The following is a 25,458-nucleotide window of genomic DNA, read 5'->3' on the forward strand; positions in this document are numbered from 1 at the left end:
ATTGAGAGCCAACTACGGGACTTGAACCCGTGACCTCTTCCTTACCAAGGAAGCACTCTACCGCTGAGCTAAGTCGGCATTAACTAAAAAAATCACACTGAAAAAGCGTGATTTTATTTGAGCGGAAGACGGGGGTCGAACCCGCGACATTCAGCTTGGAAGGCTGACGCTCTACCAACTGAGCTACTTCCGCAATTTTGTTTCCAAAATTATTGGTAACGCTGTGCAAACTTAGGAAAATTCCTTTATTCTTGCAACTTTTTGTCTAATATAAAATGTGGGGAGAGCAGGATTCGAACCTACGAAGCCGAAGCAACTGAGTTACAGTCAGTCCCATTTAGCCACTCTGGAATCTCCCCAGATATTTTATATTAAATTGAGCCTCCAGAGGGATTCGAACCCACGACCCCGAGATTACAAATCACGTGCTCTGGCCAACTGAGCTATGGAGGCATTTAATAATTGGACTGAATGCTGTGAGAAACTCTACTCTACACCATTTCAGTAGTGAAAAAAAAATCACCCTAAAAAGTGTGACATTTTTGAGCGGAAGACGGGGGTCGAACCCGCGACATTCAGCTTGGAAGGCTGACGCTCTACCAACTGAGCTACTTCCGCAATTTTGTTTCCAAAATTATTGGTAACGCTGTGCAAACTTAGGAAAATTCCTTTATTCTTGCAACTTTTTGTCTAATATAAAATGTGGGGAGAGCAGGATTCGAACCTACGAAGCCGAAGCAACTGAGTTACAGTCAGTCCCATTTAGCCACTCTGGAATCTCCCCAGATATTTTATATTAAATTGAGCCTCCAGAGGGATTCGAACCCACGACCCCGAGATTACAAATCACGTGCTCTGGCCAACTGAGCTATGGAGGCATAATTAAAAAGAATTCAAAAGAACGCTGTTCCCTTTTTGCGAGTGCAAATATAGAACGGTTTTTTTGAATTCTCAAATTTTTTAATAACTTTTTTTAACTTTTTTTGCTATGCTAATTCTTTTTTCTTGATTAGTAGCTTTTTAGCAGTATCAACGCATAGGTCTAAACTTTCTTCAAAAGTCGCGCAGGTCTTTTTTACAACGATATCTTCTCCCGGGACCACCAATATAATTTCTGATGTTTTGTTTATTTTATCCGCATTATTTTCAACTTTTAAAAACACTTTACATTCCTGAATCTTGTCATAAAATGTATCAAGTTTGCTTACTTTTTTTTCAATGTGTAATTCTAATGGTTCGTGAGGAGTTAAACCAAGTGATTGTACTGTGATCTTCATAATTCGTCATTTTTTGAGGCTCTTGGATGAGCCTGATTAAACACTTTTTTCAATTGTTCAATATTAGCATTCGTATAGACCTGCGTACTAGCAAGGCTGGAATGTCCTAATATTTTCTTTACTTTAGAGATCTCTGCCCCATTATCCAAAACGTGTGTAGCAAAGCTATGACGAAGGATATGAGGACTTCTTTTTTCCTTTGTGGATATAAGACTAAGGTACTTATTAACCACCACATAAACAAATTTTTCGGTGAGTTTTTTGCCTTTCTTATTTACAAAAAAATATGATCTATATTCTGTCTGCGGCTGGCGTATTTTCAAATAACTTTTCAGCAGATCTGATAATTCTACGGAAATAGGAATTACCCTTTGTTTATTTCCTTTACCGATTATTTTAAGTTCGTTCATGCTTAGATTAACATTCTCAAACATCATACCACAAAGCTCGGCCTTACGGATACCTGTTTGATAAAGCACTTCCATAATGCATTTCTCCAAAAGATCATGCAGCTGCTCAAAAACCGTATCATTAAGGGTCTGCATTTCCTCTTTAGACATAGGAATTTGCTTTTCGGGGTAAAATTTCAGGGAGGAAATACTTTCGGTAGGAGAAACTTTAATTTCACCTATTTTTAAAAGGAAAAGATAGAAACTTCGAAGTGAGGAAAGTTTTCTATTAATACTTCTTTTCGAAATATTATTTTCGCTTAATTCTACAATAAAGTTTCTAATGATTTTTTTATCTGCTTTGGAAATATCTTCGGAGGACTCCGTTTTTAAATAGAAATGAGAAAAATCCTCAAGATCTTTTTTATAGCTTGTAATGGTATGAGGAGAATACCTCTTTTCAAATTGCAAATAGTCTAAAAATTTATCCAGCATCATTACGTATAAAAACAAAAATTCATTCTTCAAATATAACTATTTAAAGAATGAATTATTATGTGTTTAAGAAAATTTTTCTTAAGCCTGCTCTTCCTTGCTCAGGTTTCTTTGCTTGTGAGCCGCTTTTAGTCTAGCTTGTCTTAAAGTAACAGAAGGTTTAATAAACGCTTGTCTAGATCTTAATTGACGAACTGTACCTGTTTTATCAAATTTTCTTTTATATTTTTTTAATGCTCTGTCGATGGATTCACCATCTTTTACTGGAATTATTAACATATTTTACATCTCATTTTGGATTGCAAAAGTAGGATTTTTTTGTTAAAATACAAAACAAATGTCCTTTTTCTAATAAAATTTAATTGTTTAAATTAAAGAATCATAATGCCAGTCGGCTTTGAGGTACTTTTTTATTGATGATTATAATCATAATTATCATTTTAAAATCAACATACAAAAAAGCTATTGCTAATACTAATCATATTTGAACAAAAGTCTTATATTTGCATACATTTATTCATGGGGTTGACTGGTTTCGACAGCAAGGTCAATGGGTAAGTAAGCATGCAGAGAACCGTAGCGCGATCTCTATAATCCCTTGCTACAAAATTTTAACTGGCAACGAAGAGTTCGCTCTTGCAGCTTAATATCGAAGTATAGTAGATCAAGCGTTTTCCCGAAGATTTCAGTAGGGAAGCAAGATATTCCACAAATGCTCTGTTCTGCGGCGTTTGATTCTGGGATATAGGAATGCAGAAATAAGGTTTTAGCCACTTCGTCTAAAACTCGAAAACCTCAGAAGATAAGCTGGAAGTTGGGTGTCTGCTCTCTGCCTCCAGTCGAAAACCAATAGCAGAATAAGCATGTAGAAATCTTATGTATTGCTTGTTTGGACGAGGGTTCGAATCCCTCCAACTCCACTTTTTAAACTAAAGAGAATTTGTAAATTAATTATTACACATTCTCTTTTTTTATTCAAAAAATCTCAGCAAACAATAAGTCTAAACATCTAAAAAATAATAGGAAAAACACTAACTTTACCGGGAAAATTATAAAGAAATAAACAATGGAAATTTCTCCATTCCAATATATAATTAGTAATAAAAAAATTGATTTCCCCATGAGCAATGGGGAAATCTTTTATCATAACAACCTTAACATCCAGATACATAAATCCAACACGGAAAACCTTGTATGTAAAGAAGATGTTATTTTTTTCGGTGAATGTTTTGATTTTGAAAACTCGAAGCAATCCAATTCGGAAATAGTAGATTCCCTCATCCACTTAAGTCTGGATCAGAAAATTGAAAAAATAAATAAACTGACCGGATTTTTTATTTTTATCTTTTTTGAAAGCGGCAAAAATTACCTATTCAATGATGCAGCCGGACAGTTGGAAACGTATATTTATCATCAGAATGATGAGATTTACATCAGTGCACAGCCTAATTTCATTATTTCAACAGGTGAAGGGAAAGGCATTTATCATGAAAATGCCCCATCATATATTATTGAAAAGAAAATAAATATTTTCAGCAAGACACCTTTCAAATATATCAATAAACTGATCTCGAATTTTTATTACGATATTGAAAATAAAAAATACGTAAGATATTATCCTACAGCTTCCCTACCGATATTAGATGATAAAACCGTTGCAAAAGAAGCCCTTACTATACTTGAATCATCCATTGAAAGCATCGCTTATCACAAAGACGTTGCACTTGCTGTCACAGCCGGCTGGGATTCCAGAATACTATTTGCCGCCTCATTGAAAAATGCTGACAAAGCCGATTATTTTGTTTTAAATCACAATACGGAAGAAGGGAAACAAGATGTAAAAATTGCCACCGAAATCGTCAATTCTTTTTCCAGAGAGCTGAAGGTTATTGATTATAATTTATCTAATATTGAGCTGGCAGAAAATACAAAACCCATCATTTGGAAGGATGAAGTAAAAGGTCATAAAATGGCTGCTCTCATGAACATTCACTTCCCGGGACGCTATATTATTAATGGTAATATCAGTGAAGTTGCCAGGAATTTTTATGATCCCCTTCCCAACAGCCTTTCTTTGAGTGATATTTGTTTTATTTTAGGCTTAAAAGATGGTGAATATGAGAAAAATGCCATAAAAGAATGGAAGGAAACCACAACTCACAACATTCATCTTTTAGATTATATATATTGGGAACATAAAATGCCAAATTGGGCAGGAGCTTCGAAATCAATTTCTAATACTCAGAATGTTGTCATATCTCCTTTCAACAATAGGTATTTACTGAATTTACTCCTTTCAACAAAAAGGAAAAACAGGGATAAATATTACCATAAAGTTTATGAGCTTATTTTAAAAATTACAGATGAAAAGCTGGCTCAAATCCCCATCAACCCAACAAAAAAACATCATCAAATTGCGATGATGAAAAAACTGGGAATCTATCCTTTCTACAGAAACCTTTTTTTCAAAATGAGAAAACTGAAATTTTAAATAAAAAAGAGGTCTTGCATCACAAAACCTCTTTTATTTTAATATTTAATTCAATTATATTACCTTCTTTTTCTTTTTGCTTTCTCTGTAATCCCAGGGTGAGACTGCATTTTTATCCGCCCACAAACCCAGCTTCTTTTCCTTCGCATCATCTTGAAACTTCTGTAATTCCAAATTTTTTGAAGCCTTAAAATACCACCATCCAAAACCTGCTTTTATAATTTCTTTAGACAAATATTTATCATTATCATAAAATATTTTTGCGATAGTTCTCCTGTATTTATCTTTTCCGATTCTATAAAATGTCACTGTTTTACCAAAAACCTGTGAGCTTGTAAATTGTTTGGCATTTTTCCCAAAGGCTTGTCCATTTTCGGGGCAATCAACGTCTGCCAGCCGCAAGGTTTCCTGGGTTTTATCTGGTAATAAAGCAACTACCGTATCGCCATCTTTTATAGCTATAATGGTTCCTTTAACTTGTGAAAAAATTAAATTAGAAATTAAAAACAATGTTATAAAAATGAATTTTCTCATTAAAATTTAAGCTGAAATTATTTTGCTCGGCGCCAGACCAAACTGTTTTTTAAAGGCAAATGAAAAATGTGAAAGATCTTCAAAGCCAAGGTCAAGATAAATATCAGAAGCCATTTTCCCTTTCTCCAAAAGATAATGTGCCTCCTGCAAACGCTTCTGCAATAGCCACTTTCCAGGAGTAATCCCGAATATTTTCTCGAAATCCCGTTTAAAAGTAGCCAGACTTCTGCCCGTGAGATAGGCAAAGCGATCCAGATTGACATTAAAATAAAAATTTTTATTCATAAAAGCTTCAATATCAAGTTTTCCGGGTTCGGTAAAGTCAAATAAAACATCCTTTAGATCCGGCTGTTCCTGTAATAATAAGATGAGAGCTTCCTTTATTTTTAATTCAACCAACCGGGGATCAGAAAGTTTATCCGAAAATTGATACACCAGCAACGACTGCATGAAATTTTGCAATAATGGATTTTCGGTTAAGAGCAATAATGGCTTATTAAATTGTTTTCTTTCCGAAGTTAATTGATATTCAAGGCTGAAATCTTTTAATATCCGCTGATCAAGATAAATTGACAATGATTTGAATTCACCCTCCGGAGGCGGCTGCTTTACGAATTTCAATAATTGATTTCTTTTCAAAAAACGGATGGAGCCGTCGGTCGCAGAATAATCATTAATCCCATCATTTAAAACCAAATCTCCTGCAATCTGATAGCTCAATACATGATCAGACACAAAATGCTCTCCCTGCCGGCTCACCTGAGTGTAGCAGGAAAATACAATGTTTTCAAAATCTTCTCTTTTCGGTTTCATTTTACACAAATATAATTAAAATGAGACTGTGAAAATACAGTCTCATTCTTAAAATTATTTTAAACTAATGCCTTTATGCGCCAGATATTGTTTTCCATATTCGGTTTCAAAAATATTCACTGCATCGTCGTGATCAGTGGAAACACTTACATCAAGCCATTTTTCAAATTCCTCTTTTCTTTTTTCGTCTGTCGCTCTCAGAATTGCAGCTGCCTCGCTCCCCAACACCAAATGCAACGGCGGATTTTCGTGATTCACAATATCAATCATCACTTTGGCAGCTTTTGCCGGATCACCCATCGGAACGAATTTCCCTGAAGTAAGGTGTTCTTTTACACCGCCAACAGTCGTTTCATACCCTTCAATATCCTTAGCAAAGCTCATGGAAGGGCCCGCCCAGTCTGTACGGAAGCCACCTGGCTCAATGCTTGTGACCTTGATTCCTAAAGGTGCAACTTCTTTACTTAGGGATTCCGAAAAGCCGGCAAGCCCGAATTTTGCCGCCTGATAAATAGAAAGTCCCGCATTTCCTACTCTGCCACCAATTGAGCTTATCTGCAAAATATTTCCGGAACGTTGTTTTCTCATATAAGGTAAAACCGCTCTTGTCACCTCTATCGGCGCATACAAATTCACCTCCAGCTGGCTTCTGACCTGCTCATTTGTAAAAGCTTCCGCTGCTCCTGTAATTCCAAAACCGGCATTATTCACCAAAACATCAATCCTTCCAAAATGTTTGACAGCTTCTTCTATTGTAGAATAAATCTGTTCTTTATTTTGAACATCTAATTCCAATGTGAGTAATTGCTCCGGGTATTCTTCAGCCAAATCATTTAATTGCTGCGGATTTCTTGCTGTAGCCACAACATAATCACCTTTTAATAAAACCGCTTCCACAAGGCTTTTTCCTAAACCTTTTGAGCTTCCTGTAATAAACCAAACTTTTTTCATTTTATTATTTATTTTGTTTGATACAAATTTCCGTCAAATCAGGATGGTCCTGTTTTGTTGAAAAGCTCAATTTTGGTTTGTTTAAAAAGTCATTTTATAATATCCTGATTTTATATACCATATAATATAAGGATGGAATAAGTTTATTTTAATTAAAATAAAAATAAGTGTATGAAATGTTAAAATATAAATACCTGAAAACTAAAACACTAAACCTACATATCATAAAATGCACATCTGAGAGGCACAAAAAAGACTAAAAAAATGTTTTATCGTAAAGAATTTTATATATTTGCACCATCTAACAATTAAAAAAAATAATTTACTATGTCAGACATTGCATCAAGAGTAAAAGCTATCATCGCTGATAAGCTTGACGTTGAAGAAACAGAAGTAACTCCTGAAGCTAGCTTCACAAACGATCTAGGAGCTGATTCTTTAGATACAGTTGAGTTAATCATGGAATTTGAAAAGGAATTCAATATTCAAATCCCTGATGACCAAGCTGAAAAAATTACTACTGTAGGACACGCTATCGCTTATATCGAAGAAGTAGTAAATAAATAATATTCTTCAACAAAAAAGAAAATTAACAAAGTTTATGGAATTAAAAAGAGTAGTTGTAACCGGTTTTGGAGCAATAACGCCGATTGGAAATAATGCAAAAGAATACTGGGAAAATCTTGTAAAAGGTGAGAGCGGTGCCGCTCCGATTACTCTTTTTGATGCCACAAACTTTAAGACAAAATTCGCTTGCGAAGTGAAAAATTTCGATCCGTTGCAGCATTTCGATAAGAAAGAAGCTAAAAAAATGGATAGAAATACACAGCTTGGGCTTGTTGCTGCAAGAGAAGCAGTAGCACACTCAAGAATTATTGAAGATAGTGTAGACAAACACAGAGTGGGAGTAATCTGGGGTTCAGGAATCGGAGGTCTGGAGACTTTCGAAACTGAAGTTCTGGGATGGGCCAATACGGAAATTCCTAGATTCAACCCTTTCTTTATTCCTAAAATGATTGCGGACATCACACCGGGACATATCTCTATTGAGTATGGTTTCCATGGTCCGAATTATACTACTGTTTCTGCATGCGCATCTTCAGCAAATGCTTTAATTGATTCCAAAATGCTGATCCAGCTGGGAAAAGCAGACGTGATTGTATGTGGAGGCTCAGAAGCAGCCGTTACAGCAAGTGGTGTCGGTGGATTCAATGCAATGATGGCACTTTCTACAAGAAATGATGATCCGAAAACAGCTTCAAGACCTTTCGATAAAGACAGAGATGGATTTGTACTGGGTGAAGGAGCAGGATGTATCATCCTTGAAGAATATGAGCACGCGGTAAAACGTGGTGCAACAATTTATGCAGAATTAAAAGGTGGCGGTCTTAGTGCAGATGCACATCACATGACAGCACCGCATCCTGAAGGTTTAGGAGCTTATCTGGTAATGAAGAGTTGTCTGGAAGATGCAGGATTAACTACTGATGAAGTAGATCATATCAATATGCACGGTACATCTACTCCATTAGGAGATATTGCAGAATCTAACGCGATTTCAAAATTATTAGGAGAACACGCTTACGACATTCAGATTAATTCTACAAAATCAATGACAGGCCACCTGTTGGGTGCTGCCGGAGTTATTGAGGCTATTGCTGCGTTGGGAACTATTATTCATGGTATTGTTCCTCCTACCATCAACCATTTTACTGATGATGAAAATATTGACAGCAGATTGAATTTTACATTCATCAACGCTGTGAAAAAAGATGTAAAAGTAGCCATGAGTAATACTTTTGGGTTTGGTGGGCATAATGCTTGCGTTCTATTTACGAAAATCTAAATTCAATGAATGGAGTTACAGAAATACTTTTCTAAATTCCTTCTCAAAAACAGAAAAAGAAAATTAACGGAGAGAGATTATTTTCTTAGTACCGAGCTCAGCAAAATGTTAGGTACCGAGGTACAAAATGTTGCGCTTTACCGTGAAGCTTTCTCCTTAAAAAGTTCTTCTAAAAATCAAGACAGTAATTATGAAAGGCTTGAGTTTTTGGGGGATTCTGTTTTGGGTACAATTATTTCTTGTCATTTATTCCAGACTTACCCTCAAGCTAATGAAGGATATTTGACACAAATGAAATCTAAGATTGTTAATAGGAAAAATCTTAATAAATTAGGGGACGACCTAAAACTTACAGATCTTTTACAAAAAACAGGTTCTGTGGCTTTGGGTGAAAATATCTCTGGAAATTTATTTGAAGCATTAATTGGTGCTGTTTATCTTGATTTCCATTATGATACCTGCAGAAAAATTATCCTCGAGAGACTTTTAACTCCTGGGGAAATTAACAAGCTTGAAAATAAAATTGTAAGCTACAAAGGTCTTCTGCTCGAATGGAGCCAGAAGAAGAAAGTGAATATAAAGTACGAAACTTGCGAAGAAATTCAGGTAAATAAGTCGATTGTCTTCCGGTGTCATGTATGGCTCGGGGAAGAAAGAATCGCCAATGCCACAGAAACTTCCAAGAAGAAAGCAGAGGAAAAGGCAGCACAGAGAGCATTTTATATTTTAAACAAAAAAGAAAACATACTTGGAAATCCAAAAGCTTTATGATCTCGATGATATAGAATTTGAAGATATTACCATAGGATTGGTAAGATTAGCCAAAAATATACCTGATTATGAGTTTTTCTATAAAATAAATCAAATAAACGATCTGACTTTCAAAAGGATTGATGACCTCATCTTTCACGGGTCTTATTATGATTATCTTTTTCCAAGATTTGAAGCTTATCACAGGTTTACAAAAACATGTTTTACTTTCATTTCAAACAAATCTTCTGAAAGTAAACAAAAAAAAATACAAACAGAACTTTTCTCAGAAGAAGGAAATATTAAATTTTTATTAAATAATCAGGCAGATGTAGAATATATTTTACATACATCGGAACAATTTCCTGAATTTTCCGTAATTTTGCTCCCTGAAAATCTTGTGTTTCCAATTCAAGATTATACATTAAGTTCTGATGAAGAACTTTATCAAATTATCCAGTATTATGAATAAGTATTTAAAGAAGACAAAAATTATCGCAACACTTGGCCCGGCTTCATCGTCGAAAGAAGTAATGTTAGGACTAATGAGAGCAGGTGTCGATGTTTTTAGAATAAATTTCTCACATGCGGATTATGACTTAGTTCGAAAAAATATTGAAATAATCAGAGAACTTAACAAAGAATACGGCTTTTCAGTAGGAATTCTTGGTGACTTACAAGGTCCTAAACTGAGAGTTGGTGTTGTAAAGGAAGGTTCTTACCTTAACCCGGGAGATATTCTTACCTTCACCAATGAGAAGATCGAAGGTGATTCTACGAAGGTTTACATGACTTACCAACAGTTTCCACAAGACGTAAAAGTAGGGGAAAGAATCCTTATCGATGACGGGAAACTGGTTCTGGAGGTAATTGAAACGAATGAAAAAGATACCGTAAAAGCAAAAACAATTCAAGGGGGACCTTTGAGCTCTAAAAAAGGAGTAAACCTTCCGAATACGAAAGTTTCACTTCCTGCCTTAACGGAAAAAGACATTCAGGACGCCAATTTCATGCTTGATCAGGAAGTTGACTGGATTGCACTTTCTTTCGTTCGTCATGCCCAGGATATTATTGACTTAAAAGAATTAATTGCAAAACATCCGAACGGCAAATTCAAAACTCCGATTATCGCGAAGATTGAAAAGCCTGAAGGTGTACAAAATATCGAACAGATCCTATTGGAATGCGATGGATTGATGGTTGCCCGTGGTGACCTAGGTGTTGAGGTTCCGATGGAAGAAGTTCCTGCTATCCAGAAAACTTTGGTTGAAAAAGCAAGGTTCTACTCAAAGCCGGTAATTATCGCAACGCAGATGATGGAAACGATGATCAACAGCTTGACTCCTACAAGAGCAGAGGTAAACGATGTTGCCAATTCTGTATTGGATGGAGCTGATGCCGTGATGCTTTCGGGAGAAACTTCTGTAGGAAGATATCCGGTTCAGGTAGTTGAAAATATGGCTAAAATTGTGAAAAACATCGAGATGACACATTTTTACCAGCACAAAAATGAGCCGATTGAAAAGGATTACAACTGTATTGATGAGAGATTCATTACAAACAGGGTGTGTCTTGCAGCGGTAAGAATTGCAAAGACAACTAATGTGGCTGCGATCGTAACTCTGACTCATTCCGGGTATACTGCATTTCAGCTTTCCGCGCACAGACCGGATTCGCACATTATTGTTTTCAGTGGTAATAAGAGAGTTATTACGATGCTAAACCTTGTTTGGGGCGTTCACGCATATTATTATGACATGAAAAAATCTACGGATGAGACGATTATCCAGGTAAATATGCTGACTCACAACTACGGTTATATCGAAACAGGAGACTTTGTGATCAACATCAATGCTACTCCATCGTATGAAGGCGGAAAAACAAATACATTAAGACTAACAACAGTTTAATTATCAACAAATTAAACTATTATAAAATAAAAAACTCCCGATATTTTTCGGGAGTTTTTTTATGTTTAAATCTAATTAATTTCCTACAATTGTTTTTGCTGTTACAAATTCCTTTAACGCTAATAAAGAAAGTTCTGTTCCATAGCCTGAAGCCTTTGTTCCTCCGAATGGAAAACGCGGGTCTGAGCTTGTCATTCTATTAATATTTACCGTCCCCGATTCCAGATTTTCTATAAAAAATAATTGACGGTCTTTGTCATTTGTCCAAACAGAATTTGAAAGTCCAAATGGAATATCATTAGCCATTTTTAAGGCTTCTTCGTCATTTTTAGCAACCATTACCATTCCTAACGGCCCGAAAAGCTCTTCCTGTAAAATAGGATTTCCTTCATATACCCGAATTAAGCCCGGCTTGAATTCATGATCAGAAATTCTTTCCAGCGGAATCATAATTTCTGCTCCGTTTTCTAAGGCTTTTTTAAATTGCTTTTCTAAATCGTCCGCCAAATCAGGTCTTGCCATTCCGGAAATCTTCGTTTCCTTATCCATTGGATTTCCGGGAACAAATTTTTTATATTCTTCAATAAATTTCGGAAGAAATACATCCTCAATTTTTTCATCAATAATAAATCTTTTCGCCGCTACACAGGTTTGTCCGCAATTTTGAAGCCTTGCCTGAGCTCCTACTTTGGCAGCTTTATCCAAATCCGCATCATCTAAAACAATGAAAGCATCGCTTCCGCCTAATTCCAGTAAGGATTTTTTCATATTTAAACCGGCTGTTGAGGCTACTTCCGCTCCTGCCCTACCACTTCCAGTCAGGCTCACACCTTTTACAGCCTCATGTTCAAGGATTTCCTTAACCTCATTATGCCCGACTTCAAGATTCTGGAAAATCCCCTCAGGGAAACCAGCTTCCAAAAGAACTTCCTCAATTGCATTTCCGCTGCCGAAACAGATTGAAGCATGTTTCAACACAACGGTATTTCCAGCCAAAATCGCAGGAACAGCAAATCTCAATACCTGCCAGAAAGGAAAATTCCAGGGCATTACGCCTAAAATCACACCTTTCGGAACATAATGAATTTCGGAATAAGAATATTCGGAATCTACTTTTTCAGGTTTTAAAATATTTTCAGCATCTGCATAATAATTCATCATTAAAGCACATTTTTCAACCTCTGCAATCGACTGTGAAATCGGCTTATTCATTTCAGTTGTGATAATTGAACCAAACTTTTCAGAATTATTTTTTAAAATTTCAGCTGCTTTTGCAATAAGTTTCTGTCTGTCTTCGAATGGTGTTTTTTTCCATTCTGAAAATGCCTTATCTGCTTTAATAAGTTTATTTTCAATTGATTGTTCCATAATGTAGTTAATGTTTTAAATTCAGTCGAACTGAATTTATTAAATGCCTTTGTCTTAAAAGCACCATGAAAGCAGCAAATTTTGTTCCTTAAGTTGAAATAAAATAATGATTTTCTCTATCAACGAAATATAATTTTATATCAGAAACCATTCATTCATAAGACATGCTGCCAATCTCGCTGTCCTTTCCTGAATGTCAAATGACGGATTGACTTCTGCCACATCCAAAGCTAACAGTTTTTCGTTTTTTAAAATATGCCTGTAAAAATGCATAAATGTTGCATCTGCAAAAATCCCATTATAAGCTGAAGCCGAAACTCCCGGAGCAATTGATGCATTAAAAACATCCATACAGATCGTCAGATAAGCATAATCTACCTTATCCAACAATTCATCAATCCGTTGGTAAATTGACGGAAGATTTTCAAAGAAAAGCTCGTCAGCCAGAATATATTTCATTCCAAACTGATGTGCAGTATCAAATAATTTCAAAGTATTAGAATTTCTCTGAATTCCGATATGCAAAGAATTAATTTCACCTTCCTGCGCGATTTGCCAAAATCCTGTTCCGGAACTTGATCCTACTCCATTTTCAGGTTCTCTATTATCGAAATGTGCATCAATATTGATAATCCCGATTTTCTGCTCAGGAAAAGCTGTTGTTATACCCAAATAATGAGCATAGGTAACTTCATGTCCGCCACCCAAAACAAGAGACTTTCCACCTTTCAATAAGACTTTTGAAACATTTTTAGCAAGCGTATTCTGGGCATTCTCCAGATTTCCGTCTTCACAGGAAATATTTCCAAAATCAAGCAACGAAAAATCCGGAAGAATGACCGGAAAATTAGCCATATTTTTACGTATCACATCCGGAGCATCTTTTGCACCTTGTCTTCCTTTATTCCTCCGAACGCCTTCATCAACCGCAAATCCGTGTAAAACGAAATCTTTAGTTGAAACTACATCATAATCATTTTCTTCTCTTACTCTTTGAAATATTCTGTGGTAAAGAAGCTCTTCACCGTCTAATCTTCCCTGCCAGATCATCCTAACTCTTTTTAATTAAATTATAAAGATTCTTAATAAATTTTATAAAGAAATAAATACTTATAATACTCAATCCAATAAATACAATCATCCAAGCTGAGCATATACTAATTGTTTTAATACTAACTTCTTTTTCATTTGAAGCTAAATTCAACATTATATAGCTCCAAGCTTTCGACATTAAAACAAATAGCTCGATTGAGATCAAGATGGATATTAAATATATAATAAATTTCTTCATTTATTTTAAAATACTATTACCATCAATGTAAATCTTTTCCGCCTTCAAACTTCCTTGATTATAAAGTACATTCTGGAAATTATTAGTTTTAAAGGTCACAAAATCAGCCTTTAAATTTTCCCCCAGCCTTCCTCTGTCATCCAGACCAAGTGCAAATGCCGAACGGAAAGTTATTCCCGCTAAAACTTCTGCTGTTGTCAGTTTTTCAAATGTTGCTAAAATAGACGCCTGGGTTATGAGATTTCCCATTGGTGCAGACCCAGGATTCCAGTCACTGGCAATCGCTAAAATTGCTCCTGCATCCAATAATTTTCTCGCAGGTGTAAACCTTTCTCCTAAGCCTAAACTCGCTCCCGGAAGTGCTGTTGCAACAGTATCTGACTGTGCTAAAAACTCAATATCTTCATCAATGGTAGCTTCCAGATGGTCTGCCGATTTCGCACCGACCTCCACTGCAATTCTTGAGCTTCCTGGTGTAAATTGATCTGCATGAACAGTAATTTCAAAACCTAAATCTTTAGTTTTAAGCAAAAAATCCTTACTCTCCTCCGGTTGAAATGCCGATTTTTCGATGAAAATATCAACTCGTTTTGCCAGGTTTTCTTCTTTTACCTTAGGCAAAATTTCAGATAAAATATACTGTAAATATTCTTCATTACTTCCTTCAAAATCTCTTGGCTTCAGATGTGCGGAAAGACAGGTCGGAACTAGTGTTGCCCGCGTTTGCGCCTGAGCTTTTTTAATAATTCGAAGCATTTTCAGTTCGTTTTCAACATCTAATCCGTACCCGCTTTTCACCTCAATGGTTGTAATTCCAAGATCGATTAAAAAGTCAATTCTTTCCAGTAAAGTTTTTAATAAATCTTCCTCCGAAGCATTTCTTGTATGTTGTACAGAACTCCAGATTCCGCCGCCACTTTCGGCTATTTCCAGATAAGTTTTTCCTGCATTACGCATGGCAAAATCATTCGCCCGGTTTCCACCAAAACAAATATGTGTATGTGAATCAACAAAAGCCGGAAGAACAATTTGTTCACCTTCAATTGTTTCAATCTCTATATTTTGATTTTCAGATTTTAATATTTCAAAGTTTCCGACTTGCTGAATTTTATCTTGGTTAATTAAAATTCCACCATCGACAATAATTTCAAGTTGGTCATCGGAAAGTTTTCCTCTTAACGGAAGATTGGCAAGGGTTACTACCTGCTTGAAAGGTCCAATTAATTTCATTTAGTTTTAGGTTAAGTTTTAGATAGAGTAGCATTATTCTTACTTGCTTAGATGCTTTCAGCATGACAAAATTGCGTTTCCATTATTTTGTCATTCCGTAGGAATCCAAGCATAAAGAAGCCTATAGCTTTATCTTTATTTCCTCACTCAAAAATACTCAAAATATTTGTTGTTCTAAAATCTTAATTTTGCTCAAAATCAGCTTCTGAACCTTAACCTAAATTCCTTATCTTTGAAGTAAATGAAAATGAATTAATGCCTGATTTTTTACATCCAGACAAAGACAATTATTCCCATGAAGAGCTCATGCAGGAAGAACAGATTCGTCCCCAGAGCTTTAAGGATTTTGCAGGACAAAGGAAAACTTTGGATAATCTTGAAGTTTTCGTTACTGCTGCCAAGAAACGTGGCGGTGCGCTAGACCATGTTTTGCTGCACGGCCCTCCGGGTTTGGGTAAAACTACTTTAGCCAATATTATTGCCAATGAGCTTGGAGTAAACTGCAAAGTTACTTCCGGACCCGTTTTGGATAAACCGGGAAGTTTGGCAGGCTTACTCACGAATCTGGAAGAAAATGACGTGCTTTTCATCGATGAAATTCACAGGTTATCGCCTATTGTGGAAGAATATCTTTATTCTGCAATGGAAGATTATAAGATCGATATTATGCTGGAAACCGGGCCGAATGCAAGAAGTGTTCAGATTAGCCTGAATCCTTTTACGTTGGTTGGAGCCACAACAAGAAGCGGAATGCTGACAAAACCAATGCTCGCCAGATTCGGGATCCAAAGCAGACTGGAATATTATACGATTGAGCTTTTATCAATGATTATTATAAGAAGTGCAAGAGTTTTGGGTGTGAAAATTTATGAAGATGCTGCCATAGAAATCGCAAGAAGAAGTCGTGGAACCCCAAGAATTGCCAATGCACTTTTGAGAAGAGTCCGGGATTTTGCAGAGATAAAAGGTAATGGCGAAATTGAAATTAATATTACAAAATTCGCTCTGAATTCATTGAATGTAGACGAATTTGGGTTGGATGAAATGGATAATAAAATCATGCGCGTGATGATTGAAAACTTCAAAGGGAAGCCTGTCGGAATTTCTGCGTTGGCAACGTCGATTGCAGAGAACCCTGAGACTTTGGAAGAAGTTTATGAACCGTTTTTGATTCAGGAAGGGTTTATTATAAGGACTCCGAGGGGGCGGGAAGTTACAGAAAAGGCTTATCGACATTTAAATATTGCTATTCCTAAAAATCCGGGCGAATTATTCTAGGTTTTATGTTTATACCTAAATTATATAAAAGCGAAGACTACAACCTGATGAAAGAAATCATCGGGGAAAATGCTTTTGCTTTATTAATTTCTTCTGTGGATAAAATCCGTGCGACCCATTCCATGATGATGCTGAATGAGGATAATGCAGAAAATATTTATATTGAAACTCATATTTCAAGGGCGAATCCGCAGGCAAAAACTTTGAAAAACGGGGATGAAGTTCTTTGTGATTTTCTGGGAGCGCATACCTATATTTCAAGCAGCTGGTACGACCATATCAATGTTTCGACGTGGAATTATGAAGCGGTACAGATCTACGGAAAAGTGGAATTGATGAATCAAGAAGAACTGTATAATCATCTTGAAAAATTAACTTATAAATACGAAAAAGTTCAGCAATGTCCCGTAATGGTAAAAGATATGGGAAAGAAGTTTGTGGAAAAAGAAATGAAAGGTGCTTTTGGATTAAAAATAATCCCAACTGAGATTTTTATTAAACAAAAGCTTTCTCAAAACAGAAAAGAACACGATTTCCGGAACATCATTTCAAATCTTGAAAATGGTGACGAAAACGGAAAAAAAATTGCTGAAAAAATGAAACTATTAAAATAATAAATACATTATAAACTTAATATTATATGAAATTATATCCAATACAGTGCGGAAAATTTAAACTGGATGGCGGTGCCATGTTTGGAGTCGTCCCAAAGAGTCTGTGGGAAAAAACCAACCCTGCAGACGAAAGAAACCTGATCGAACTGGGAACCCGCGCCCTTCTCGTAGAAGACGGAAAAAAATTAATCTTGATAGATTGTGGTCTTGGAAACAAACAGGACGAAAAATTCTTTGGTCACTATTCGCTCTGGGGTGACGATAATCTGGATAAAAACTTAAAAAAATACGGCTTTGTAAAAGAAGATATCACCGATGTTTTCCTTACTCACCTTCATTTCGACCACTGTGGCGGTGCGATTGAATGGAATGATGACAAAACAGGCTACAGACCGGCCTTCAAAAATGCACAATTCTGGACGAATGAAAATCACTGGAAATGGGCAACAGAACCTAATCCGAGAGAAAAAGCAAGCTTTTTAAAGGAAAATATTATCCCGATGCAAGAAAGTGGACAATTAAACTTTTTGCCGCTTCCTGCTACGGGAAATTACGGTTTTGCTCCGGATTTGAAAATGGATGTCATTTTCGTTGACGGTCACACGGAAAAACAGATGTTACCCGTAATCCAGTATCAGGAAAAAACAATTGTTTTTGCAGCAGATCTGATCCCAACAGCGGGTCATATCAATCCGGTTTATGTGATGGGATATGATACGCGACCGCTTTTAACGATGGAAGAAAAAGGTAAGTTCTTAAAGCAATGTATCGACAATGAATATTTACTATTCTTTGAACACGATGCCCACAACGAGCTGGCAAGTCTTAAAATGACCGAAAAAGGTGTAAGACTTGATGAGACCTTTAGTTTTAACGATGTTTTTGGATATTAATTTAAATTATGGAAGAATTACATTCAGAAACTCAGAAAGCGGAACCGGAACCGTTATCAGCACCTAAAATCATTGGCCTAACAGGCGGAATAGGCTCTGGAAAAACTACCGTTGCAAAATACATTGAAGACTGCGGTTTTCCGGTATATTATTCGGATGACAGAGCGAAAGATATTGTGAATGACAACGAAGATCTAAAGGTAAAAATCAAAGAACTTTTAGGCGAAGAAGCTTATGACAAAAATGGTCTTTATGACCGAAAATTTGTAGCGGAAAAAGTTTTTAATGATAACGATTTACTTCAAAAATTAAACGAAATCATTCATCCTGCTGTCCGGATTGATTTTGAAGATTGGGTGAAGAGGCAAACCAAATATTTAGTTTTTAAAGAAACAGCTTTATTATTTGAATTAAAACTAAACCTGCAATGCTATAAATCTATTTTGGTAACCGCCGAAGATAATATCAGAATAAAAAGGGTGATGGACAGGGACGGCAAAACTTATCGGGAAGTACAATCTGTCATGGAAAAGCAAATGCCGGAAAAAGAAAAGATAAAACTGGCAGACTGCATTATTTACAACAATACAAATCTAGAGGATTTAAAGGATCAAACCGAAAAGATCATCTTCGATATAGAATAAAACTGAAGCTCGTTAGAATTAATTTCTAGCGAGTTTTTTTGTGGAGATACTTCGGAAAACTCAGCATAACATCGCTACTGGCAAAATAACGTTTATTATTAAGGGTCGTCATGCTGAGCCCATAGAAGCATCTCTATATCAAAAAACAAAAAAATAGGCCCCCATTACTGAGAGCCTATTGAATTGGATTAAATATTAAATGGTATTTCTATTCTTTGATAAATTTCTTCTGAACAGAGATTGCGTCTCCATCCTGAATGTCTATTACATAAACTCCATTTATCAATGCATGAACATCAATCTTGTTGTTTAGGATAATTCCGTTTGATACTAATTGTCCTGCAGCGTTGTAGATCTTATAATTAGCTTTTTTGCTGATATTTTTCACATACAATACTGTGCTTACCGGATTCGGATAAATTAAGATATCCGTTTGGTTTACCGGGTTCGGAACAATTTGTTTAGAAATTCTTACGGTATAATCTTCAACCTCACCATTCGGGAAGCTTGTACAGTTCACTGGGATAGCGTCTTTTGCCATCGCCACTCTCATTACCACATATTTGTAGTCTGTTAAGCTTACGAATGCATCTGCCGGAACAGAGAATGTAGTACTTGCCGTTTGCTGAGTGTTTGGTGCTGCAGCCATGATTCTTTCGTTAATATCGAAATAACCGTTTCTGTTGAAGTCGATCCAGACTGCAACTCCCGCTTCAGTACCTCCGCTTAATTTTTTCTCAATGGTAATCTGGTTGTTTGAAGAACCTTGTACCAATTCGATAAATGTAGCAGGAACACCTGTATAATCTGTATAGTTGGAAGCGATAGATGGGTTATTCATCTCAGGCTTACCGTTTGGCTTCACTGTAACTTTAGAAATATATTCTGAGTTTGAAGCTGTAGATTGCATTTGACAGTAAACTACAGTAGGTGTAGTGAAGAAATAAGGTAATGTATATGTACCAGGAGTACCACTACATACGTTTGCTACCTGCATTTCATACTGTGTCATTTCTATTAATCCTGTAAGCGTGTAAGTATTGGTAGAAACCGGAATGCTTGTCCAGCTCGGAATACCCACTTTTCTATATCTTAAGATATATGTAGCTCCAGGGAAAGGATCCCAAATTACAACAGCAGTTGTAGGAGTAAGATTTGTGATTGTAAGTCCCGGAGGAGGCAATTCACAAGTTCTTTCTGTAGTAAATACTTTAGGATTAGACCAAGGATTAACCGTAGTTTCACCGTTACACATATTTGCTATCTGTACTTCATACGTTGTATATGGGCTTAAACCTGTAATTGTATAAGAACCGAAAGGCGGAGTTGTTACATTGACAGTAGTCCATGTTGTAGTTCCTACAATTCTGTATCTTATTACATACGTTGAGCTAGCTGCAATAGGAGCCCAGTTTACTACTGCCGAGTTTGTAGTCACGGTACCTATCGTAACATTCGGAGGTGTAGGATCACATCTCGTAGTGAATGTCTGGCTACCTGTAAATGTTCCCGGAGTGGTTCCACAGCTTGCAGCAATCTGTACCTCATAAGTAGTAGCAGGTGTTAAACCTGTTAATGGCAAAGGAGGGTTTCCTGAAAGTGTTGAAGCAATTACTTCCGTCCATGTAGTAGTACCTACTACTCTGTATCTTACAACGAATGTAAGTGTACCTGCCGGAACAGTCCAGTTTACATTGGCAGAAACGTGAGTAATAGTATTGATCGCTAAGTTGGTAGGTGTAGTTGTAACACAAGGTCTCAACCTCACAGCGTAATCTTCAACTTCACCGTTTACTGCATTCTGACACATTACCGGAGCACTTGTACGTTTTAATACCACTCTCATGGTTGTTGTCAACGGACCGTTGTATGCTGTTGCAGGTACGGCAAACAATGCCGTTACAGGTGTTGTTGTACTTGCTGCAGAAGCCATGATTTGCTCTGTAGATTCAAATACACCGTTTCTGTTAAAGTCAATCCAAGCAGATACTGCATCATTTTGAGTAGCCCCGGACCATCCTTTAGCTACAGAAATTTTATTACCTGTAGATCCGATTTCTAAGTTGATTAATGTAGCCGGTGTTGTATAACTGATATAGTTCGTTTGAACTGATGTGTTATTCATTACCGGAAGGCCAGGGTTCACAGAAGTCATTGTAACATTAGAAATGAAATCTGTAGTTCCCGTACCTGTCATATTACAATAAGTAATAGGCGTTGTCGTAAATGGTGTAGATGTAGACCAAGGTCCCTGAACGCCACCACAAATTGTAGCTACCTGTACTTCATAAGCTGTTTGCTCAGTAAGTCCTGTAATATTGTAGCTGTTTCCTGTAATAGGAGCTGGAGATACGTTCCAAGCACCCACTGGTGCAGTAGTTCTCCATCTTACTAAATAAGTAGCACCCGTAGCAGAAATCCAAGATACTGTAGCTGTAGTAGCTGCAATATTTGTCATTACGATACCTTGAGGAGCCGCTGTAGTACAAGGCTGAATATCGATGAATTTTACTTGATAATCCTCAACTTCTCCGTTACTTGTAAGCGGTGAACAGGCATCAGTTGGAGTTAAGAAGTATACGATAACACGCATTTTCACTTTATTCGTTCCTGCATAAGCACCAGCCGGAACGCTGAATGTAGCAGTAACAGGTGTTGTAGAAGAGTATCCTAAATTCATGATTCTCTCTCCACCTGCAACAGTACTTGGATTATTATTGAATATTCCGTCACCGTTGAAATCTATCCATGCATATGTAGAATATGTGCTTGATAAGATTGTTCTACCTACAGACAGTACGTTATTCGTTGAGTTACGAGCTAAAGTGATAATTTTATTAGCGTCGTTAGAATAATCCGTATAAGTAGTAGGACCGGAACTGTTTGACATTGCTGGCGTATTAGTTCCTGTAACAGTAATATTATTGATATAACCATCTGTAACTGTCGCCGTTCCTGAATTACAATATGTACTTGCAGGAGTCGTAAAGTTTACAGAAGGAGACCATGCACCTGTAGTACCACCACAGATTGTAGCTACCTGAACTTCATAAGTTGTAGATGCATTAAGGTTAATAATAGAATAAGGGTTAGTTGCATTGGCAATTGTTGTCCAAGCACCTGTACCTGTTCTATATCTTAGTGTGTATGTAGCACCAGTAGCGCCGATCCAAGAAACAAGAGCTGTAGAAGCTGTTACGTTGGTTACCATGATTGGAGATGGCGGAGCTGTAGTACATGGCTGAAGATCAATAATCTTAACAGCGTAATCTTCAACCTCACCTTCAGAAATCGTAGCACAAGGATCATTAATTGTACTTGTAGCAACAATTACTCTCATTCTAAGTGTCTGCGGACCGTTATAAGCAGTTGCAGGAACTGTGAATGTAGCTGTGATTGGTGTAGTAGTACTTGTTCCTACACCTATTACTTTTTCACTTGCTTCAAAAATACCATTTCTGTTAAAATCAATCCAAGCTGAAGTAGCTATAAAAGATTGGAAAGTACCAGACCAAGATTTAGAAACAGAAATAGAGTTATTAGTAGAGTTACGCACTAATGTAACCAACCTTGTAGGGTCTGCAGAGAAGTTTGTATAAGTACTCGCTGCTGAATTACTACTCATTACATAAGAGTTCGTAGGAGTAATTGTTACATTAGATATATAGCCATTCGTGTTATTAGTCGGGGTATTATTACAATAAGTAACTACCGGAGTAGTAAAAGGATAAGGCGCAGTATATGTACCAGTAGTACCAGAACAAACATACGCTACCTGAACTTCATACTGAGTCTGTTCTGTAAGACCAGTAATGGTATAAGCCGGTGTAGTTAAAGGAACAGTAGTCCATGTAGTAGAACCAAGCGGTCTCCATTGAAGAACATAAGTACCACCTGTTATCGGATCAAACATTACATATGCAGAAGTTGCAGTAAGGTTTGTTACCGTAAGGTTTAATGGAGCATTACTTGTACAAGGAATTGGCTGGATTAATTTCACAGCATAATCCTCAACTTCCCCATCCCCAAAACTTTGACACATTACAGGAGATGAATTGTATCTCATCGCCACTCTCATTCTTGTAGTAGCAGGTCCGTTGTAAGCCGTTGCAGGAACGTTGAATGTTGCAGAAACAGGAGTAGTTGTACTAGACGGCGAGTTCATCACCTGCTCAGTAGCTTCGAATGTTCCGTTTCTGTTAAAGTCGATCCAAACCCCAACAGCTTCACTCCAGATTGTACCAGGGAAGAATTTAGTTACAGAAACTGTGTTACCAGTAGATCCGATCACTAAATTTATCAAAGCACTTGGTGTTGCTGTATAATCAGTATAAGTAGAACCTGCAGAGTTGTTACTCATAATTGCAGCTCCTACCGGAGTTACCGTTACATTAGAAATATATTCTGAACCAAAGTTACTGGACGTCATTGTACAGTAATTAAGTCCTAAAGTAGTAAAGTTTGTAGATGCAGAGAATGGACCCTGAACTCCTGAACAAACAGTAGCTACCTGTACTTCGTATTGAATACCGTCATTTAAACCTGTAAGGTTTACAGAGTTTCCTGTTGATGTTACAGTAGTCCATGTTGTACTTCCTACAGGATGATACTGGATTACGTAAGTTGCATTTGCAGCAGCCGTCCATGAAACTGTAGCAGTAGTTTGAGTAATTGCTGTAACTGTAATACCTGCCGGAGGAGCAGTTGTACAGTTTGCTAAACTTGCTACCGTTGGGCTTCCAATTGCATAGAATACATTTCCGATAGCAGCTACTCTTATTTTCACAATATTACCCACGGTAAGGCCGGCAATATTGAATGATTCGCTACCATCATTAGGCGTTGATGCTGAAAGCACCGTCCATGTTACTCCGTTATCTGTTGTATAGTCAATTTTAACATTCGCAACATTATAAGGAGCAGCCGTAGTATTTACAACATCCCAGGCAACATTGGTAGGACCATTATTATAAGCCGTTGTTGTTGTTACTTTAAACGGTCCGTCATTTCCTACAGTAATAGTCTGCTCTGCAAACTGAGTTTGTTGTTGGTTGGCAGCAGGATTATTATCTCTTACTGTTACAGCAAACTTAGAGTTTCTTGCAATTGTAGAAACTGATTCCCATTGGTTGTTTGAGTTATTTAAAACTCCAGCCAATACTGAAGATAGCTTAGGGAAGTATCTTGTAGGACTCGTTGTAGGGCTCAATGATCTGAAGCTTGCTCCAGTGGCCGTTGTTCCTAAATTATTTTTATTAATCGTAACACTTGCATTATCTACCTCTTCCCAACTATAAGTCATCGGGTCATTTTCAGCATCTGTAGCAGAAGCCGTTAAAACGAAAGCCGTTCCTTTAGGGATATTATAAGTAGGTAAAGCAGCAATTACAGGTGGATTGTTTGTAGTTGTAGTTTCAACATCACAAGTTTTGCTGATTAAATTAGTCTGAACTTGTTTAATACTTGCAATATGGAAATAAGCATCAGAATGCGGCTGAACATCAGTGTTCGCACCAGTGATCCCTGCATATCCCATAATGGTAGATCCTGAACCAGGTTCCTGATTTGTACCTGATCCTTCAAGACCATGAGAGAATGTGTGGTTAGCTCCCAACTGGTGTCCCATTTCGTGAGCCACATAATCAATATCAAAATTATCCCCTTGCGGAATCGCATCTGCAGGAGAAGTATATCCTGATCCTTTTTGAGTAGCCGTATTATTGGCAGGATCAATACAAACACAACCGATACATCCTGCATTACCACCACCACCTGAAGCACCAAATAAGTGCCCAATATCATAATTGGCACTTCCTACGTTTGCAGTCAACGTTTGTTGTAGCTGCAAATTCCAGTTGTTCATCTGCGCTGCCGGTGAATACGGGTCGGTAGCCGGATCGGTATAAATTACCCCTGGAAAGTTTTGTAAGTTTAAGTGTAAAGCGAAATCTTTTTCAAATACACCGTTTACTCTGGTTAAAGTAGCATTAATAGCAGTAAGTGCATTAGCAACAGTACCTCCAAAATATTGAGTGTACTCCCCTGTTACAGACATTGCCAGTCTCATTGTTCTGTATTTCTTATCAGAATTTTTTGAGAAATTGGTTGTCTGATTGGAAAATGCCTTTCCTGTCGTGTAAAGATTTTCTATCTCTTGCTTAGATAGTCTGTCTTCATTCATAGAACATAAGAAGCCTTCATTGGATTTATCAGTTTTCGGGTGCACACCGTAGACTGTTTTGTTTTTGTCGACAGGTTCTATGAATTCATGCTTGCCGTCCTTAATGATCATTGACTGAAAATCATCAGGTGCCAAACTAAATCTCAGGTACTTGCCGGGATCGTCAATCCCAACTCCTACGTAAGATCCTAATTGATACTGATCTGCCAGTTCTTTCACTACCACAGGGAAGCTGTAAACGGCAAATTTTTCAATTTTTCCTCCTAAAGTTGGCAAAGAGATGGTGACGGGCTTTGCATTTTTCCCCGTCTCCTGGGCTTTTGCCAATTGAGACTTTAGTAAAGAGATGTCTAGAGAGTAATAGCCTTTAATATCGGCGTTCGCTCTGGTTTTTTCTCCCCTGAATGTCGTGGGACTCCATTGTGCACTGGTAATCGCAAACAAAAAGAGGAAAAAGAAAGAAGTAAATTTTTTCTTCATAACTTTCTCAATCTATTATATTA

The 25,458-nt window shown here is 36.9% G+C and carries 20 protein-coding genes, 7 tRNA genes and 1 other RNA gene; 11 read left to right on the plus strand and 17 right to left on the minus strand.

Features of this window, described 5'->3' with window-relative positions:
• Window positions 1-6: 6 nt before the first annotated feature.
• From ATE47_RS13205 to rpsU, 10 genes are all read right to left on the minus strand, one after another.
• Window positions 7-78 (minus strand) — tRNA-Thr (locus ATE47_RS13205).
• 42 nt (window positions 79-120) lie between these two features.
• Window positions 121-193: transfer RNA gene (locus ATE47_RS13210), tRNA-Gly, on the minus strand.
• 85 nt (window positions 194-278) lie between these two features.
• Window positions 279-359 (minus strand) — tRNA-Tyr (locus tag ATE47_RS13215).
• A 20-nt stretch (window positions 360-379) separates the two neighbouring features.
• Window positions 380-453 (minus strand) — tRNA-Thr (locus ATE47_RS13220).
• Window positions 454-545: 92 nt separating this feature from the next.
• Window positions 546-618, minus strand: a tRNA-Gly gene (locus ATE47_RS13225).
• A gap of 85 nt (window positions 619-703) precedes the next feature.
• Window positions 704-784, minus strand: a tRNA-Tyr gene (locus ATE47_RS13230).
• Between the two features lie 20 nt (window positions 785-804).
• A tRNA-Thr gene (locus ATE47_RS13235) sits at window positions 805-878 on the minus strand.
• Between the two features lie 108 nt (window positions 879-986).
• Entirely contained in the window at window positions 987-1,277 is a 291-nt protein-coding gene (locus ATE47_RS13240; RefSeq protein WP_062162412.1) for an HPF/RaiA family ribosome-associated protein, read from the minus strand.
• On the minus strand, window positions 1,274-2,161 hold the full coding sequence (locus tag ATE47_RS13245) for a tyrosine-type recombinase/integrase (RefSeq protein WP_062163555.1): 888 nt from the start codon (window positions 2,159-2,161) through the stop codon (window positions 1,274-1,276). The genes ATE47_RS13240 and ATE47_RS13245 overlap by 4 nt, the downstream gene beginning before the upstream one ends.
• Before the next feature lie 81 nt (window positions 2,162-2,242).
• Window positions 2,243-2,440: a 30S ribosomal protein S21 gene (gene rpsU / locus ATE47_RS13250; RefSeq protein WP_062162413.1), complete on the minus strand. Its 198-nt coding sequence runs from the start codon at window positions 2,438-2,440 to the stop codon at window positions 2,243-2,245.
• A 242-nt stretch (window positions 2,441-2,682) separates the two neighbouring features.
• On the opposite strand from rpsU, the gene ssrA reads away from it, so the two are divergent.
• Window positions 2,683-3,084, plus strand: a transfer-messenger RNA (tmRNA) gene (gene ssrA, locus ATE47_RS13255).
• 143 nt (window positions 3,085-3,227) lie between these two features.
• Window positions 3,228-4,652, plus strand: coding sequence for a hypothetical protein (locus ATE47_RS13260; RefSeq protein WP_062162414.1), 1,425 nt, complete (start codon window positions 3,228-3,230; stop codon window positions 4,650-4,652).
• A 54-nt stretch (window positions 4,653-4,706) separates the two neighbouring features.
• Here the strand turns inward: ATE47_RS13260 and ATE47_RS13265 are convergent, their stop codons facing one another.
• Genes ATE47_RS13265 through ATE47_RS13275 form a run of 3 tightly spaced genes read right to left on the minus strand, consistent with a single transcriptional unit; the run spans window position 4,707 to window position 6,950 of the window.
• Window positions 4,707-5,186, minus strand: coding sequence for a thermonuclease family protein (locus ATE47_RS13265; protein ID WP_062162415.1), 480 nt, complete (start codon window positions 5,184-5,186; stop codon window positions 4,707-4,709).
• Window positions 5,187-5,192: 6 nt separating this feature from the next.
• Window positions 5,193-5,999, minus strand: coding sequence for a helix-turn-helix domain-containing protein (locus ATE47_RS13270; RefSeq protein ID WP_062162416.1), 807 nt, complete (start codon window positions 5,997-5,999; stop codon window positions 5,193-5,195).
• 54 nt (window positions 6,000-6,053) lie between these two features.
• Window positions 6,054-6,950, minus strand: a complete 897-nt coding sequence (locus tag ATE47_RS13275) for an oxidoreductase (protein WP_062162417.1) — start codon at window positions 6,948-6,950, stop codon at window positions 6,054-6,056.
• 327 nt (window positions 6,951-7,277) lie between these two features.
• Between ATE47_RS13275 and ATE47_RS13280 the strand changes: the two genes are divergently transcribed.
• The 5 genes from ATE47_RS13280 to pyk are packed head-to-tail and all read left to right on the plus strand — an operon-like array spanning window position 7,278 to window position 11,456.
• Entirely contained in the window at window positions 7,278-7,517 is a 240-nt protein-coding gene (locus tag ATE47_RS13280) for an acyl carrier protein (protein ID WP_002976354.1), read from the plus strand.
• Between the two features lie 34 nt (window positions 7,518-7,551).
• The gene (fabF, locus tag ATE47_RS13285; RefSeq protein ID WP_062162418.1) at window positions 7,552-8,796 is read left to right on the plus strand and encodes a beta-ketoacyl-ACP synthase II; all 1,245 of its coding nucleotides are present in this window, start codon (window positions 7,552-7,554) and stop codon (window positions 8,794-8,796) included.
• A 9-nt stretch (window positions 8,797-8,805) separates the two neighbouring features.
• Entirely contained in the window at window positions 8,806-9,567 is a 762-nt protein-coding gene (gene rnc / locus ATE47_RS13290) for a ribonuclease III (RefSeq protein ID WP_062162419.1), read from the plus strand.
• Window positions 9,545-10,018, plus strand: coding sequence for an IPExxxVDY family protein (locus tag ATE47_RS13295; RefSeq protein WP_062162420.1), 474 nt, complete (start codon window positions 9,545-9,547; stop codon window positions 10,016-10,018). Before rnc ends, ATE47_RS13295 begins: the two co-directional genes overlap by 23 nt.
• Window positions 10,011-11,456: a pyruvate kinase gene (gene pyk, locus ATE47_RS13300; protein ID WP_062162421.1), complete on the plus strand. Its 1,446-nt coding sequence runs from the start codon at window positions 10,011-10,013 to the stop codon at window positions 11,454-11,456. Before ATE47_RS13295 ends, pyk begins: the two co-directional genes overlap by 8 nt.
• Before the next feature lie 75 nt (window positions 11,457-11,531).
• On the opposite strand, the gene ATE47_RS13305 is transcribed toward pyk, so the two are convergent.
• The 3 genes from ATE47_RS13305 to hutI all read right to left on the minus strand — a co-directional run bounded on the left by ATE47_RS13305 (window position 11,532) and on the right by hutI (window position 15,345).
• Window positions 11,532-12,824, minus strand: coding sequence for an NAD-dependent succinate-semialdehyde dehydrogenase (locus ATE47_RS13305; protein ID WP_062162422.1), 1,293 nt, complete (start codon window positions 12,822-12,824; stop codon window positions 11,532-11,534).
• Between the two features lie 135 nt (window positions 12,825-12,959).
• Window positions 12,960-13,874, minus strand: coding sequence for a formimidoylglutamase (gene hutG, locus ATE47_RS13310; protein ID WP_062162423.1), 915 nt, complete (start codon window positions 13,872-13,874; stop codon window positions 12,960-12,962).
• A gap of 241 nt (window positions 13,875-14,115) precedes the next feature.
• A complete protein-coding gene (gene hutI, locus ATE47_RS13320) occupies window positions 14,116-15,345 on the minus strand; it encodes an imidazolonepropionase (protein ID WP_062162425.1) in 1,230 nt (409 codons plus the stop codon).
• Window positions 15,346-15,600: 255 nt separating this feature from the next.
• On the opposite strand from hutI, the gene ruvB reads away from it, so the two are divergent.
• The 4 genes from ruvB to coaE are packed head-to-tail and all read left to right on the plus strand — an operon-like array spanning window position 15,601 to window position 18,774.
• Complete coding sequence (gene ruvB, locus ATE47_RS13325) at window positions 15,601-16,623, plus strand: Holliday junction branch migration DNA helicase RuvB (protein ID WP_062162426.1); 1,023 nt, start codon at window positions 15,601-15,603, stop codon at window positions 16,621-16,623.
• Window positions 16,624-16,628: 5 nt separating this feature from the next.
• Window positions 16,629-17,237, plus strand: a complete 609-nt coding sequence (locus ATE47_RS13330) for an FMN-binding negative transcriptional regulator (protein WP_062162427.1) — start codon at window positions 16,629-16,631, stop codon at window positions 17,235-17,237.
• Window positions 17,238-17,263: 26 nt separating this feature from the next.
• Window positions 17,264-18,130 (plus strand): MBL fold metallo-hydrolase, encoded by an 867-nt coding sequence (locus ATE47_RS13335; protein WP_062162428.1) that lies wholly within the window; start codon window positions 17,264-17,266, stop codon window positions 18,128-18,130.
• A gap of 8 nt (window positions 18,131-18,138) precedes the next feature.
• Complete coding sequence (coaE, locus tag ATE47_RS13340; RefSeq protein WP_062162429.1) at window positions 18,139-18,774, plus strand: dephospho-CoA kinase; 636 nt, start codon at window positions 18,139-18,141, stop codon at window positions 18,772-18,774.
• Between the two features lie 208 nt (window positions 18,775-18,982).
• Here coaE and ATE47_RS13345 read toward each other — a convergent pair whose 3' ends face one another.
• A complete protein-coding gene (locus ATE47_RS13345; protein WP_062162430.1) occupies window positions 18,983-25,435 on the minus strand; it encodes a GEVED domain-containing protein in 6,453 nt (2,150 codons plus the stop codon).
• Between the last annotated feature and the right edge of the window lie 23 nt (window positions 25,436-25,458).

The organism is Chryseobacterium sp. IHB B 17019, from assembly GCF_001456155.1.
Taxonomy (GTDB): Bacteria; Bacteroidota; Bacteroidia; order Flavobacteriales; family Weeksellaceae; genus Chryseobacterium.

Coding starts and splice junctions, on each gene's coding strand:
- ATE47_RS13240 (WP_062162412.1), bottom strand. CDS start 1,277: ATGAAGATCACAGTACAATCACTTGGTTTAACTCCTCACGAACCATTA.
- ATE47_RS13245 (WP_062163555.1), bottom strand. CDS start 2,161: ATGCTGGATAAATTTTTAGACTATTTGCAATTTGAAAAGAGGTATTCT.
- rpsU (WP_062162413.1), bottom strand. CDS start 2,440: ATGTTAATAATTCCAGTAAAAGATGGTGAATCCATCGACAGAGCATTA.
- ATE47_RS13260 (WP_062162414.1), top strand. CDS start 3,228: ATGGAAATTTCTCCATTCCAATATATAATTAGTAATAAAAAAATTGAT.
- ATE47_RS13265 (WP_062162415.1), bottom strand. CDS start 5,186: ATGAGAAAATTCATTTTTATAACATTGTTTTTAATTTCTAATTTAATT.
- ATE47_RS13270 (WP_062162416.1), bottom strand. CDS start 5,999: ATGAAACCGAAAAGAGAAGATTTTGAAAACATTGTATTTTCCTGCTAC.
- ATE47_RS13275 (WP_062162417.1), bottom strand. CDS start 6,950: ATGAAAAAAGTTTGGTTTATTACAGGAAGCTCAAAAGGTTTAGGAAAA.
- ATE47_RS13280 (WP_002976354.1), top strand. CDS start 7,278: ATGTCAGACATTGCATCAAGAGTAAAAGCTATCATCGCTGATAAGCTT.
- fabF (WP_062162418.1), top strand. CDS start 7,552: ATGGAATTAAAAAGAGTAGTTGTAACCGGTTTTGGAGCAATAACGCCG.
- rnc (WP_062162419.1), top strand. CDS start 8,806: ATGGAGTTACAGAAATACTTTTCTAAATTCCTTCTCAAAAACAGAAAA.
- pyk (WP_062162421.1), top strand. CDS start 10,011: ATGAATAAGTATTTAAAGAAGACAAAAATTATCGCAACACTTGGCCCG.
- ATE47_RS13305 (WP_062162422.1), bottom strand. CDS start 12,824: ATGGAACAATCAATTGAAAATAAACTTATTAAAGCAGATAAGGCATTT.
- hutG (WP_062162423.1), bottom strand. CDS start 13,874: ATGATCTGGCAGGGAAGATTAGACGGTGAAGAGCTTCTTTACCACAGA.
- hutI (WP_062162425.1), bottom strand. CDS start 15,345: ATGAAATTAATTGGACCTTTCAAGCAGGTAGTAACCCTTGCCAATCTT.
- ruvB (WP_062162426.1), top strand. CDS start 15,601: ATGCCTGATTTTTTACATCCAGACAAAGACAATTATTCCCATGAAGAG.
- ATE47_RS13330 (WP_062162427.1), top strand. CDS start 16,629: ATGTTTATACCTAAATTATATAAAAGCGAAGACTACAACCTGATGAAA.
- ATE47_RS13335 (WP_062162428.1), top strand. CDS start 17,264: ATGAAATTATATCCAATACAGTGCGGAAAATTTAAACTGGATGGCGGT.
- coaE (WP_062162429.1), top strand. CDS start 18,139: ATGGAAGAATTACATTCAGAAACTCAGAAAGCGGAACCGGAACCGTTA.
- ATE47_RS13345 (WP_062162430.1), bottom strand. CDS start 25,435: ATGAAGAAAAAATTTACTTCTTTCTTTTTCCTCTTTTTGTTTGCGATT.